Source organism: Bradyrhizobium sp. cir1 (assembly GCF_014198245.1).
Classification (GTDB): Bacteria; Pseudomonadota; Alphaproteobacteria; order Rhizobiales; family Xanthobacteraceae; genus Bradyrhizobium.
Window position 1 is genome coordinate 1 of sequence record NZ_JACIHE010000004.1, and the last position, 12,604, is coordinate 12,604.

Annotated in this window: 12 protein-coding genes; 6 read left to right on the forward strand and 6 right to left on the reverse strand. The window is 65.4% G+C overall.

From position 1 onward, the window contains the following. The first annotated feature begins 389 nt into the window (after nucleotides 1-389). Nucleotides 390-1,049 (forward strand): hypothetical protein, encoded by a 660-nt coding sequence (locus tag GGD63_RS10870; RefSeq protein WP_183241675.1) that lies wholly within the window; start codon nucleotides 390-392, stop codon nucleotides 1,047-1,049. 302 nt (nucleotides 1,050-1,351) lie between these two features. On the opposite strand, the gene GGD63_RS10875 is transcribed toward GGD63_RS10870, so the two are convergent. After that, a complete protein-coding gene (locus tag GGD63_RS10875) occupies nucleotides 1,352-3,016 on the reverse strand; it encodes an aminotransferase class III-fold pyridoxal phosphate-dependent enzyme (protein ID WP_183241677.1) in 1,665 nt (554 codons plus the stop codon). A gap of 35 nt (nucleotides 3,017-3,051) precedes the next feature. On the opposite strand from GGD63_RS10875, the gene asd reads away from it, so the two are divergent. Beyond that, nucleotides 3,052-3,915, forward strand: a complete 864-nt coding sequence (gene asd / locus GGD63_RS10880) for an archaetidylserine decarboxylase (RefSeq protein ID WP_183241678.1) — start codon at nucleotides 3,052-3,054, stop codon at nucleotides 3,913-3,915. A gap of 69 nt (nucleotides 3,916-3,984) precedes the next feature. Then, nucleotides 3,985-4,548, forward strand: coding sequence for an NUDIX hydrolase (locus GGD63_RS10885; protein ID WP_183241680.1), 564 nt, complete (start codon nucleotides 3,985-3,987; stop codon nucleotides 4,546-4,548). A 217-nt stretch (nucleotides 4,549-4,765) separates the two neighbouring features. Here GGD63_RS10885 and GGD63_RS10890 read toward each other — a convergent pair whose 3' ends face one another. After that, nucleotides 4,766-6,220, reverse strand: coding sequence for a FecR domain-containing protein (locus GGD63_RS10890; protein ID WP_183242310.1), 1,455 nt, complete (start codon nucleotides 6,218-6,220; stop codon nucleotides 4,766-4,768). Between the two features lie 246 nt (nucleotides 6,221-6,466). Further along, nucleotides 6,467-7,246, reverse strand: coding sequence for a DUF2147 domain-containing protein (locus GGD63_RS10895; RefSeq protein ID WP_183241682.1), 780 nt, complete (start codon nucleotides 7,244-7,246; stop codon nucleotides 6,467-6,469). A gap of 396 nt (nucleotides 7,247-7,642) precedes the next feature. Between GGD63_RS10895 and GGD63_RS10900 the strand changes: the two genes are divergently transcribed. Beyond that, a complete protein-coding gene (locus GGD63_RS10900; RefSeq protein ID WP_312013148.1) occupies nucleotides 7,643-8,254 on the forward strand; it encodes a DUF2147 domain-containing protein in 612 nt (203 codons plus the stop codon). Between the two features lie 193 nt (nucleotides 8,255-8,447). On the opposite strand, the gene GGD63_RS10905 is transcribed toward GGD63_RS10900, so the two are convergent. Next, the gene (locus GGD63_RS10905; RefSeq protein ID WP_183242368.1) at nucleotides 8,448-8,627 is read right to left on the reverse strand and encodes a hypothetical protein; all 180 of its coding nucleotides are present in this window, start codon (nucleotides 8,625-8,627) and stop codon (nucleotides 8,448-8,450) included. A 95-nt stretch (nucleotides 8,628-8,722) separates the two neighbouring features. Between GGD63_RS10905 and GGD63_RS10910 the strand changes: the two genes are divergently transcribed. Further along, on the forward strand, nucleotides 8,723-9,931 hold the full coding sequence (locus GGD63_RS10910) for an extensin family protein (protein WP_183241686.1): 1,209 nt from the start codon (nucleotides 8,723-8,725) through the stop codon (nucleotides 9,929-9,931). 107 nt (nucleotides 9,932-10,038) lie between these two features. On the opposite strand, the gene GGD63_RS10915 is transcribed toward GGD63_RS10910, so the two are convergent. After that, nucleotides 10,039-10,392 carry a DUF6665 family protein gene (locus GGD63_RS10915; RefSeq protein ID WP_183241688.1) on the reverse strand — a complete coding sequence of 118 codons (354 nt, stop codon included), beginning with the start codon at nucleotides 10,390-10,392 and terminating at the stop codon, nucleotides 10,039-10,041. A 54-nt stretch (nucleotides 10,393-10,446) separates the two neighbouring features. Beyond that, entirely contained in the window at nucleotides 10,447-11,082 is a 636-nt protein-coding gene (locus GGD63_RS10920) for a TetR/AcrR family transcriptional regulator (protein ID WP_183241690.1), read from the reverse strand. A 187-nt stretch (nucleotides 11,083-11,269) separates the two neighbouring features. Between GGD63_RS10920 and GGD63_RS10925 the strand changes: the two genes are divergently transcribed. After that, complete coding sequence (locus GGD63_RS10925; RefSeq protein WP_183241692.1) at nucleotides 11,270-12,577, forward strand: HlyD family secretion protein; 1,308 nt, start codon at nucleotides 11,270-11,272, stop codon at nucleotides 12,575-12,577. Nucleotides 12,578-12,604 lie beyond the last annotated feature (27 nt).

Genomic DNA, 12,604 nt, shown 5'->3' on the forward strand with positions numbered 1-12,604 from the left:
GCATCCATCTGCTGTGGTTTGCGGTCGCTCACAACATGATGCGCTTCTTCGCCTTGCACGCCGAGGCGCAGGTCGCCGCATGAAGAGCAGACTAGATCACCAGGCGCTCACAAAGCCCCGCAGCACTGGCCCAACATCGCCGAGGCGGGCCAGATCGCACTCACTCGGGGGCGCCTCAACCGCATCGCCCACGCTCGCTGCCTTCTCGCCTATTATGGTGAAACTCGCCCGACAAAAGCGAATCATTCTCACGCTCTCAGGATGAGGAGATAGAGAGTAACACGTGCGTCATCGCGCCGCTGCACATCGTCACATGACAAAATGATGATGTCACACGGCCTACATCGAATCCCTGTAATCCCGTACCCGAAAGCATTTTGGGGGAGAGCATGATCAAGAATTATCTCGAGCAGCTGCGGATCCAGCGCTGGGACGACCATCGCTACTATCACCACAGCCGCATCAACCAAAGCCTGCACTTCGTCAGCGCGCTGAGCTTTCTCTTCGCCTATGTCTGGCTGTTCATCGATCCCGTGGTCTCTGCGCTGGTCGGTTGGCTGGTGTCGATGACCTCGCGCCAGGCCGGTCACTTCTTCTTCGAGCCGCACACCTACGATCACATCAACCAGGCGACGCACGAGTACAAGGAAGAGATCAAGGTCGGCTACAACCTGCAGCGCAAGGTGGTGCTGATGGCGATATGGGCGCTGTCGCCGCTGGTGCTGGTCGTCGATCCCACGCTGTTCGGCGTGTTCACGCCCTGGGCGAGCGCGACCGATTTCATGCGGCAGGTCGCCAAGATCTGGCTGGTGGTCGGCGGCGGCGGTCTCTTGTTCCGCACCGTGCACCTGTTCTTCATCCGCGACGTCGAGACCGGTCTTGTCTGGATGACCAAGATCCTGACCGACCCGTTCCACGACCTGATGCTCTATCGCAATGCCCCGCTCGCCCTGATGCGCGGCGAATTGATGGACCCCGGCCTGCACCTCAACCCCGAGCACACGCTGGGCTTCATCGACGAGCCCGTGCTCGAAGAGCAGCACGCCTGAGCGCGCGGCGCATACGACACACTCCGATGTCTGATGGTTACGTCATGCCCGGCCTCGCGCCGGGCATCCACGTCTGGGGGGCCTCTTCGCCTCTCCCCGCGTGCGGGGAGAGGCCGAATTTGCGCGCAGCGCGAATTCGGGTGAGGGGGGCTCTCCGCGGGGGCGTTGCTAGTGGTATGTCCGACAATTCTCACCGCGCCCGCGGAGAGTCCCCCTCACCCCAACCCTCTCCCCGCAAGCGGGGAGAGGGGGAGGAGAGACTTCGCCCCGGAATGACGGAGACAATGTGGGTAGAGCCGGCCTCAGCGCCCAAAGCGCTTGGCCAGCATCTCTTTCAAGATCTGCCGCTTGATCTGCTTGTTGGTGAGCGCGCCATCGTGCCACCAGAAGCCGTCGGCCTTCATCTTCTCAGCCGCGCGGACGAAGCGCTCGGCGACTTCGGTGAAATCTGCGTCGGTGTAGTTCAGGCTGAAGATCAGCCGGCCGGTGCCGACCCAGCTCAGCGCCAGGCCTTCGGCGCGCAGGTAATATTGCAGCATCCAGTTGTAGCGGGACGGGGTGGTGTATTTCACCGTCCAGATCGACGAGAAATTGGCAAACCGCACCGGCAGGTCGGCATCGGTCATCATCTGGTTGAGCTTTTGCACGCGCCCGTTCCAGGTCTCCTCCAGCCCGTCATAGACGGCGCGAAAATTCGGGCTGGCGAGCCGGCTCAAAAACTCGTCCATCGCGGTCATGACGTAGGGATGCGAGTTGAAGGTGCCGCGGGCGAAGCAGATGTCGGCGGGACGGTCGTCGCGGAAGCGGCGCATCAGTTCGCGTTTGCCGCAGACCACGCCGACCGGCAGACCGCCGGCGAGGCTCTTGCCGTAGGTCACCATGTCGGCCTTGACGCCGAAATATTCCTGGGCGCCGCCGGCGGCGAGGCGGAAGCCGACGAAGACCTCGTCGAAGATCAGGACGATGCCGCGTTGGTCGCAGACCTCGCGCAGCTTCTTCAGCCATTCGGTGTAGGCGGCGCGATCGAAATTGCCGCTGCGGGAGCTGTCGACCAGCGAGGAATCGCCGGGCGCGTTGACGTTCGGATGCAGGCCCTGCAGCGGATTGACCAGCACGCAGGCGATATCCTTGCGCGTGCGCAGGACATGCAGCGTCTTCTCCGACATCTCGGCGAGGGTGTAGGTCTCGTGCGCGGCAATGGGATTGCCGACCCCGGGCTGCACGTCGCCCCACCAGCCGTGATAGGCGCCGGCGAAACGGACCAGATGCGTGCGCTTGGTGTGGTAGCGCGCCAGCCGCACGGCCTGCATCACGGCTTCGGTGCCGGACATGTGGAACGAGACTTCGTCGAGGCCCGAGATCTGGCAGAGCCGCTGCACGTTCTCGAGGATGACGGGGTGGTAGGGGCCGAGCACCGGGCCGAGCGCATGCGCGCGCTTCTCGGAGCCCTCGATGCACTCCTTGTAGAAGTCGTTGCCGAAGATGTTGACGCCGTAGGACCCCGTGAGGTCGTAGGAGGTGTTGCCGTCGACATCCGTGACGGTGACGCCGCTGGACGATTCCATGAAGGTCGAGGTGCCCAGATGCTCGCGGACGAGACGCGAAAACTGGAACGGCACGCGGTAGCTCTCGGTGAAGTTCAGGTCGGAGATCGTCTCGGCCGCTTCCTTTGTCATCGCGCGGCCCTTGGGGTAGCGCTCGGCGTAGAGCTTGGCGAGGCGGAAGAAGGCGTCCTTGCGCTGGGCCACGATGTTCGCGGGCGCGCCGTCGCAACCGAAATACTTATCACCCTCGAACTCGTAGAACGGCAGCAGCCGCGCCACCCGGCGCGACATCTTGGAGTGCCCGGCGAGCGAGCGGTGCTTGGCGCGGGACAACTCAATCCGCGCTTTCAGCTTCGGGAAGGCGGCGGCAGCAGACGCTGCGGCGGCCACGGAAAATGAGAGAATCGGGAGTGTCGTTTCCATGACAACAAGCGCTAATACTGCGAGCTGACAGATTCATGACAGTCAAAGCCCTCATCGCCTCTTTCACCCAGCAGGAAGATCTCAACTTCCTGTTGACCAACCGCATCCCCCGCGCGGCCCTGACCCGCTTCATGGGCTGGTTCTCCAAGATCGAGAACCCCTTCGTGCGGGACTTCTCGATCGCGCTGTGGAAGCTGTTCTCCGACCTCGACCTGTCGGAGGCGCGCAAGACCCACTTCAAGAGCCTGCACGATTGTTTCACCCGGGAGCTGAAGCCGGGCCTGCGGCCGTTCGATCCCGACCCGTCCATTGTCGCCAGCCCCTCGGACGGCATCGTCGGCGCCCATGGGAAGATCGCCGATACCGAGCTGTTCCAGGTCAAGGGTGCGCCCTATTCGCTGCTGGACCTGCTTGGTGACTCGGCGCTGGTCGAGCAGCACCGCAACGGCTCCTTCGTCACGCTGCGGCTGACCTCGAGCATGTATCACCGCTTCCACGCGCCCTTTGACGCGCATATCGAGCGCGTCACGCTGATCCATGGCGACGTCTGGAACGTCAACCCGATTGCCTTGAAGCGGGTCGAGCGCCTGTTCTGCAAGAACGAGCGCGCGGTGATCCGCACGCATCTTTCGACCGGCGAGGCGGTGACGCTGGTGCCGGTGGCGGCGATCCTGGTTGCGAGCATCCGCCTGCACTTTCTCGACATGGTGCTGAACGCGCAGACGCGCGGCCCGGTCAACTTCCCCTGCGACGTCAAGGTGAGCAAGGGCGAGGAGCTCGGCTGGTTCGAGCATGGCTCGACCATTATCATCCTCGCGCCCGGCGATTTTACCTTCTGTGACGGCATCGCCGAGGGCACGCGCATTCGCGCAGGTCAAGCGCTGCTCAGGAGAAAGTAGCCTTCAATCCGCCGTCACCGCCGCCTATATCGTCGTTCGGGGACGATTTGATCGACACGGATTTGAGCGATGGCGCGAGCGCCGGTGATGGCGGCGGGTGGTATTGTGCTGCGGCGGGGAACGGTGCCGCTGGTTGCGGTCGTGCGTCAGCGCAAGCGCAATGAATGGGTCTTGCCCAAGGGCAAGCTCGACGACGGCGAAACGCCGAAAGAGGCCGCGCACCGCGAAGTGCTGGAGGAGACCGGCCACGACGTCGCCGTGCACGAATTTTTGGGCACGCTGGTCTACCAGTCCGGCGGCCGCTCAAAAGTCGTGCATTTCTGGCGGATGGAGGCCGACGGCGGTCCGGTCCGCAAGCTGATGAACGACATCAAGGCGGTCGACTGGCTGACGCTGGACGATGCGATCGTCCGCCTGTCGCGCGAATATGAGCGCGCGTTCCTGACGCAGATCGGTCCGATCGCGCTCGCGGCGGCAGGACTTGTGCCATCGCCGGCACCCGAGCCGACGCTGGCGGCGGACGATATCGATGCCGCCTTGCAGACGTTGACGCCGGCTGAAGCTGCGTCCGTCGAGGAACTGCAGCACGGCCTGTTGCAAAAGGTGAAAGCCTGGCTGCGCGGCGAGGCGTGAGGCCTGTTTACGCCACGTAGGTTACGGCGAGCCGGTCTCCGCGAGCTAGTATGTCTGCAGGAGCCTCAGCTCCCTCCAAGCCGTCATTGCGAGCGCAGCGAAGCAATCCAGAGCCTCTCCGCGGAAAGATTCTGGATTGCTTCGCTGCGCTCGCAATGACGGAGAGGAGACAGAGAAGCGCTTCACTCGCACCATCGTTGCGGAAGCAGCCGCCGCGTCACCGCCGCTCTTTCTCCTTCGGAGCGGGTGCGGGTTTGCGTGGCGCTGCGGGGCGTTGTGCGGCGGGGAGGCGCTGCTGGAATCCGCCCTGGCGCTGGATGCTGCCTGGCGGTTGAGCCGCGGGCGGCTGGCCGGGCTGCACGCCGGTGCGCGGCGTTTGCGGCTGCGGGCCGGGCTGCTGCGTCCCGCCCGGTTGCGGCGACACGACTGCTCCGCGTGGAATCTGTCCACCGCGCTGAGGCTGGGTCTGTGACGCGCGATTGGGCGGCGTGCCTTGTCCGGCGCGCGGTGCACCGGGACGCCCTGCGCCTTGCTGCTGGTGGCCTTGCTGTTGTCCTTGTTGCTGCTGACCCTGACCCGCGCGCTGGCCACCCGGCTGCACCGTGCCGCCTTGTCCCTGTCCCTGCCGCTGCGGCGGCTGTGTTCCTTGCCGGCCCGGCGTGCCCGGCTGCTGCTGGCCCGGACGGTTGTTCTGGCCGGGCTGGCCGTTCGGCCGCTGCGGCTGTTGGCCCGGTGCGGGCGCCGGCCGCAATTGTTGCTGCTGCGGAGGCTGCACCGGCCGCGGAAGGCGGCTGATTGCGGTCGGGTTGGCGCGGCGGAAGTCGCGCTGCTCGGTCACGATCTGCCGGCCCGTGGACTGGGCCAGATGCACCTGGCTGACAAAGCCGCGGTCGCGTGCGATCTGCTGCGCGGGAATCGTGATCGGCACGGCCGCAAAGCGCATGACGCCGGCCGTGGCTGCGCCCGGCCGGATCGCAAAGCCGCTCGCGGCTTGCGTCAGCGCGCCGAGCCGCGCGCCGCTAGAGCGGTCGTTGACCTCGATGTGGCCGACCCGTCCGTCGGCGTCGGGATAGAGCTTGATGTTGACATTGTTCGTGCTGCTCGCCGCTGCGCCCTCGGGCACGTCGACGACGCCGGTGGTGCCGCGGATGCCGAGCGTCGCGGTCGGCGTCGCGATCTTCATGTCACCGGTCTTGGCAACGGCAGCCGCAACAAAGGCCACGGTGCCCTTGCCGATATCGAAGATCGCCGAATTCTGCTTGCCGCCGTCCTCATAGACGTAATTGTCGATGGTGATCCTGGCGCTGGCGGAGAGGTTGAACGTGGTCGCATCGTTGAAGGTGATGCCGAGCGAGGAGTTCGACGCGGTCTGCACGATATCGTTGAGATAGATGTCGTCGCGCATTCGCAGCGGATAGGAGTTCTTGTCGCGGATCACGGTCGCGATCCCCGTCACGGTCGCGACGTTGCCGATCGGCTCAACGGCGGCGGATTGTGCATCTGCCGCCGGTGTTGGTGAAGCTGACGGCGTCGGTGAAGGCGCAGGCGCAGGCTGGGCCTGTGGCTGAGCCTGCGCCAGCTCGATTGCATCGGATGCGACAGCCACGCTGCTGCCGGCGGCCGGCAAGGCCAGCAGCACGAGCGCGAACACGGAGCGGCGCCATGCCACCATTGAAGTCACGAGGATGTCCCGGTGAGAACGCGAGGCGAGATCGGCCGATATCAGCCGTATGAGGCTGAATGGCGGATGAACGTCCGTCGCACGGGAAGGGTGACCGTTCAAAGGCCACGTCCGGCAAAGGACGTGGCCTCTCGAATTGGTGGCGCGAGATCCTCAGGTGCGCAATTGCGCACCATAGTTCGATGCTGCGCATCGCCCCCATTGCGCAATTGCGCAATAGGGATGACACCTTCGGTGTCAGCTCACGCGCTTCCAGGTCTGGCCGCCGCAGAACATGCCCCCGAAGGCGCAACCCTGCACGCGCATCGCATTCGGGCCCTTCATCGCGATTGTGGAGTCGTAGTTGCGGCCGGAGTCGGGATCGTGGATGCGGCCGCTCCACTTCGAGCCCTCGGGCTTCATGTTGATCAGGATCCGCTCATTGGTCTTCGCGGCATAGCCGCAGAGATTGGCCCCGCACTGCTCGACGCGGACATTGCCCTTGTTCTCTTCGGTCGCCCACACGCCGATCGGCGAGTTCGGGGCGGCCACAGGCGCGGCGACGACCGGAGCCGGAGCGGGCGCATAAGCAGGAGCGGGCGCGGCCGCGATAGGCGCAGGAGCCGCAACGGGGGCGGGCTGCGCCGTCGTATCGACGGACGGCGCGGTGGCAACGGCCGGCGCGGGCGCGGCGGGAGCAACAGCGGGGGCTGCCGGTGCGGTCGCCTGAACCGGCGCCTGCTGCACGGGCTGCTGCTGCACCGGAGCCGATGCGGGCTGCGCGGCCGGGGCCGGCGTAGTGTCGACGTCATCATCCTTGGAGCCGCCGAGGCCCTTGAGGTTGATGTTGTTCAGCTTGATCGGCTTGTCCGACAGGCCGGGCGCGACGATGGTCACGCAGTTGAGCGAAGCGCAGTTGCGCGGCGTCTCGATGCGGATGTGCTGGCCCTCGATCTGGAACGAGATCGAATTGCCGGCATGCGCGGCGGCGGTCGAAGCGAGGAAGAGCGCGGTGGCGGCGATGGTGAGCTTGTTCATGACAACCTCCGAAATTGCGCGGTCCCGAGATGGACTGAAGTCGCTGGTGGATGAAGCGTGGTTCGACCCTACGCCGCGCTTCCCAGACGTTCTGTGACGGACGTCACAACGGCCGGCGCGCGCCTGGGTGAGGCAGCGCACATTCAGCCGGGGCTCATGCCGCGTAACCTCGTCGCGATACGACAGGAGGCGCCGATGCAGCGGCTTGCGACTTCGCTTGGCCTATTGATCGCATTCACGGCGATTGGGCCCGCGGCCCAGGCCGGCTCTTATTCCTTCTCCATCGGCGGTCACCGGTTCCATGTCGAAGCGCCAAGGAGTTGCCGGTCCGCCTCCTGTGTTTCGGTATCCAGTCGCAGCCTTCGGCCGGCGGAAGAGGTCAACACGACACCGGCCGTGCGGCTTGAGCCCGCACCGATTGTCCAGGTGTCGCAGCCGGTCATTCCGGCCGCTTCGGTCCGGCCGCCGCAGCCGATTGTGGTCGCGCCACCACCGGCATCGACGGTCCCCGTTCTTGCCGCGGCGACGTCGCAGACGGTTGTGTCGCCGCCCGTGCCGAGACTCGGGGTAGCAAGAGTTGAGGTACCGAGTCCCAATCCGCCGCGCGTGGAGATCAAGCAGGGCACAACGGTCGCAGAGCGCAGCGACGACGAGGCGACCTATTTGCCGCTCGGTGAATGGGAGAGCCTAGGTGCCAAGGGCACGGTCCGCATCGAGCGCTGCGGCCCCGCGCTGTGCGGCTATGCGCTCACCGAGACGTCGAGCCGGGGCGAGAGCGTGCTCGTCAACATGAAGCCGAAATCGCACGACGTCTGGACCGGCAGCATCTACAGCCGCTCCAGCGGCAACACCTATTATGCGAGGATGACGCTGAAGAGCTCCGGCAAGCTCCACGTCGAGGCCTGCGCACTCGGCCACTTCTGGTGCTCCGGCAACGACTGGACACGGGTCGAGGATCAGCAGGAGAAGGTGGTGACCTCGTCGCAGCAGTGGAGTGCGCGGTCGTAGCTCTTTGCGAGGTGCGCATTGTTGTGCCCTCGCCCCTTGTGGGAGAGAGCAGCTCCGCTGGTCGACGCGGGCTCACTGGGGTGAGGGGTTTGTCTCCACGAGCACAAACGTGCGGCGATAGAACCCCTCATCCGGCGCTTCGCGCCACCTTCTCCCACAGGGGGAGAAGGAAGAAGAGCCGCTCTCTACGATGCTAGATCATGCCGAGCACGATGGCGCCGACGAAGGCCATGGCGAGGTAGGCGGTGATAACGCTCAGTCTCCCGGCTGATGTCATGAGGTCGTTCCCTCCGTGCGCGCTGCCCGGCGCGCAAACCTTATGGTTAACAGAAGGTCTCTTTTCGAAAAAGTAAGCCTCGCTGTCGCTCGTCATCAGCGGCAATCGGCGCTGCCGCGCCCCGTATGGTTAAAGAACACTGAAATCAACGTGTTGAAGAGTCTTTAAGTAAATTCACCGAACGTGCGCGCATGACGCGCGGAGTTCGTTTGTATCTCGTCGGCTCCATCGTCCTTGTTTCGCTAGCGGGTTGCGGACGCGGCTTCTTCCAGGCCGAACGTGAACCATGGCGGGCCGAGGCGGAAGCGGCATGCCTGAAATCCGGCGCGGTCAAGGAGAGTGCCGACATCGTCCGCATCGACCCGATCTCGGGGCCCGGCATGTGCGGCGCCGAGTATCCGCTCAAGGTCGCCGCCATCGGCGAAGCCTCCAGCACCTACGGTTTCGCCGACGAGACGTTGCGCCCGCCCGGCAGCATCGGCAACCAGCCGCGCTGGCCGGTGCAGCCGCAGTCGAATTACCCGCAGAGCCAGAATTATCCGGCATCGTCCTATCCGCAGCGGTCGACCTATCCCGATAGCGCGGCGCGCCAGCCTTCGGGCTATGGCGCATCCTCCGGACCGATGTCCCTGAACGCGCCCGGCGTTGCACCGCAGGAAGACGAGATCGATCTGCCGCCCGAGGGCACAGATGCCGCGGGCGCGGCGCGCTACATGAATGCGCCGAGCTATCCGGCGCGGCAGCCCGGTCCCGCGCCTTATTCGCAGGCGCCCGCGCAGCAGCCGTTGCCGCGCCTTGGCCCGGCGCAGGGTAATCCCGTCACCGCCGTCGGCCCCGTTGCGATCAAGCCGGTCGCGACGCTCGCCTGTCCGATCGTCTCCGAGCTCGACCGCTGGCTCGCCGACACCGTGCAGCCCTCGGCGATGCGCTGGTTCGGCGCCCGCGTCGTCGAAATCAAGCAGATCTCCGCCTATTCCTGCCGCGGCATGAACGGCAACTCCCATGCCCATATCTCCGAGCATGCCTTCGGCAATGCGCTCGACATCGCCGCCTTCGTGCTCGCCGACGGCCGCCGCGTCACCGTGAAGGACGGCTGGCGCGGCATGCCTGAAGAGCAGGGTTTTCTGCGCGACGTGCAGTCGGGTGCGTGCGCGCATTTCACCACGGTGCTGGCGCCGGGCTCGAACGTCTATCACTACGATCACATCCACGTCGATCTGATGCGCCGCGCCAGCCGCCGCCTGATCTGCCAGCCCTCCGCCGTCTCCGGCGAAGAGGTTGCCGGACGCGCCCAGCAGCGCAACCCCTATGCCGGCAGGCGCGATCCCTATGTCACCGGCTCGCTCGGTTCGCGCAAGAGCACGCGCAAGCAGGAAGAGGACGAGTACGCTGACGATTAGACGGGCGGAGCTTCTCTTGTAGCCCGGATGAGCGAAGCGATATCCGGGAACAGAATTCCCGCATATCGCTGCGCTCATGCGGGCCACCGCCGCGTCAGCTGAAATGTCTATCGTCCGCTATCAGTCCGATCGCGCTTCGACTCTGCCGGTGCCAGCCCCATGCAGCGCTGCACCTCAGCCGGGACGTTGTAGGTGCGCATGATATGGCGGCTGTCGCGCAGGCCGGTCGCCTCACGTTGCACCACGAACATCCAGAGTGCCTGGCCGGCTTCCATCACCAGCTTGCGCCTCGCCGGCTGCATCGAGGCCGCAGTTCCGGTGGCGGCGTGTGCGGCGTCGAACTCGCGCAAACGCGTGAGCGCCTGTTCGAGCGTGCGGCCCATCCGCCCAAGCGCGGAGGCCTGTTCCTGGACGATCTCGTAATGGAGGATATCGACGGGCGGGCGAAGATCACGGGACATGGCCCGAACATAATGCCGTCGGGCCGGCCTGCGCAACGCGCGGCGCGCTTGCTGTTATCTCGCCCGATACGCCGCCAGGAACATCCGCGTCGCGCTGTCGACCACTTCGGTCATGCGCTCTTCCGAGGGTGCGGGCGCGGCCTGGAAGACGAAAGGCAGGAACAGCGAGGCCTTGCACAGTTCCATGAACTGCGACGCCGCAAGGTCGCAATCGTCGATCCTGAGATCGCCGGAGGCGACATGGGCCTTGAGATAATCGGAGAGGCGGTTGATGGTCTTGTCCAGCACCCGCCCATAGTAGCGGCGGCCGACATCGGGCATGCGCTCGGCGATCGCCATCACGGTGCGGATCGCTGATCCGCCGCCGGGCCGGCACAGCAGGTGGATGTAGGCCCGGCCGAACTCCTTCAGCGTGGTCTCGGCATCGCGGGCGGGATCGAAATTGAACACGACCTGGCCGTGCTGGAGCGCTTCCTGCTCGAGGATGGCTTCGAACAGCGCGCATTTGTCCGCGAAGTAGACGTAGAGCGTGCCCTTGGAGACCTGCGCGGCGCGCGCGATCTCGCCCATGCTGGCGCCGTCGAAACCGAGATCCATGAACACCTTGCGGGCACCGTCGAGGATCTGGCGGCGCTTGGAGCTGTCCTCCTCCTGGATGACGTTCAGACGTTCGCTGGCAGCTACAACCATTGGTTCAGGGTCTCGGAAGGTTTCTGGACGCGGTGCCGACCTATGAAACGCAAATAAAGGATTCGGGCCAGTACGGTCCCGACCCAGGAATATTATCTATATTGACCGAACGGTTCGGTCAATGATATTTGAGATGAGCGGACTGCGGGACGGCTGTCCTTGATCGCGCTTTATTGAGGAGGCCATGATGGCCGTATCGAGAGACCAGGCTGCACGCGTCATTCGCCAGGAAACGGTGGAGACGTCGGCGAACGATGAAGCTGCGGCCGAGACGCCCGCAGCCCTCGCCGAGCAGTTGCGCTCTCATGTGGCCGAGGAAACCAAGCGTCGCGGCGAGGCGGAGAGGCCCGTGACCGACAAGCCGGCGGCGCCTGCGCCGGACGCGCCCGCTGCCGGTGCGCCGAAATCCGGCAAGCGCAAGTTCGTCCTGATGGGCGTCGGTCTCGTGCTGGCGCTCGCGGCTGCCAGCTATGCCGGCTATTACACGCTGGTCGGCCGCTTCTATATCTCGACCGACGACGCCTATGTCCGCGCCAACAACACCATGCTCGGCGCGCGCGTTGCCGGCCACATCTCCTCGATCCTTGCCGGCGACAACACGACGGTGCGCGCCGGCGACATCCTCTTCCGTATCGACGACGGCGACTACAAGATCGCGGTCGATGCCGCCGCGACGAAGATCGCGACCCAGCAGGCGACCATCGATCGCATCGGCCGCCAGGTCGCAGCCCTCGACAGCCAGGTCGCGCAGGCCAAGGCGCAGCTCGTCTCGGCCGAAGCGGGTCTCAAGCGCGCCGACCTCGACTATGAGCGCCAGCAGGCGCTGAGCAGCAAGGGCTTTGCCTCGCGCGCCACCTTCGAGAGCTCGGAAGCCGGACGCGACCAGGGCGCCGCCGCCGTCAAGGCCGCGCAGGCCGCCTACGATGTCGCGGTCAGCAATGTGGATGTCGCCAGGGCGCAGCAGGCCGAAGCGCAGGCGCAACTCGCCGAGCTCAAGACCTCGCTCGCCAAGGCCGAGCGCGACCTCGCTTTCACCGCGGTGCGCGCGCCGGTCGATGGCACGTTCTCCAACCGCATGGTCAATGCCGGCGACTTCGTCGCGGTCGGGCAGCGGCTGGGCAATGTCGTGCCGCTCGACGAGATCTATATCGACGCCAACTTCAAGGAGACGCAGCTCAAGCGCATCCGTCCCGGCCAGCCGGTGACGATCAAGGTCGATGCCTATGGCATGCGCAAGTTCTCCGGCGTGGTCGACAGCATCGCGGCGGGCGCGGGTTCGGTGTTCACGCTGCTGCCGCCCGACAACGCCACCGGCAACTTCACCAAGATCGTGCAGCGTGTGCCGGTCCGCATCCGCGTGCCGAAATCGGTGGCCAAGCAGAACCTGCTCCGTGCCGGCATGTCGGTCTACGCCACCGTCGATACCAACAAGGGCGCGGCCGACGCCGACAGCGAGGTCGATCTCGACGATCCCACCATGATCCATCCGCAGTAGCCACAACCCGAGCGCTGCGAGGTCAGG

Coding starts and splice junctions, on each gene's coding strand:
- GGD63_RS10890 (WP_183242310.1), bottom strand. CDS start 6,220: ATGGTGGCATGGCGCCGCTCCGTGTTCGCGCTCGTGCTGCTGGCCTTG.
- GGD63_RS10905 (WP_183242368.1), bottom strand. CDS start 8,627: ATGACGAGCGACAGCGAGGCTTACTTTTTCGAAAAGAGACCTTCTGTT.
- GGD63_RS10875 (WP_183241677.1), bottom strand. CDS start 3,016: ATGGAAACGACACTCCCGATTCTCTCATTTTCCGTGGCCGCCGCAGCG.
- GGD63_RS10925 (WP_183241692.1), top strand. CDS start 11,270: ATGGCCGTATCGAGAGACCAGGCTGCACGCGTCATTCGCCAGGAAACG.
- GGD63_RS10915 (WP_183241688.1), bottom strand. CDS start 10,392: ATGTCCCGTGATCTTCGCCCGCCCGTCGATATCCTCCATTACGAGATC.
- GGD63_RS10870 (WP_183241675.1), top strand. CDS start 390: ATGATCAAGAATTATCTCGAGCAGCTGCGGATCCAGCGCTGGGACGAC.
- GGD63_RS10910 (WP_183241686.1), top strand. CDS start 8,723: ATGACGCGCGGAGTTCGTTTGTATCTCGTCGGCTCCATCGTCCTTGTT.
- GGD63_RS10885 (WP_183241680.1), top strand. CDS start 3,985: ATGGCGCGAGCGCCGGTGATGGCGGCGGGTGGTATTGTGCTGCGGCGG.
- asd (WP_183241678.1), top strand. CDS start 3,052: ATGACAGTCAAAGCCCTCATCGCCTCTTTCACCCAGCAGGAAGATCTC.
- GGD63_RS10920 (WP_183241690.1), bottom strand. CDS start 11,082: ATGGTTGTAGCTGCCAGCGAACGTCTGAACGTCATCCAGGAGGAGGAC.
- GGD63_RS10895 (WP_183241682.1), bottom strand. CDS start 7,246: ATGAACAAGCTCACCATCGCCGCCACCGCGCTCTTCCTCGCTTCGACC.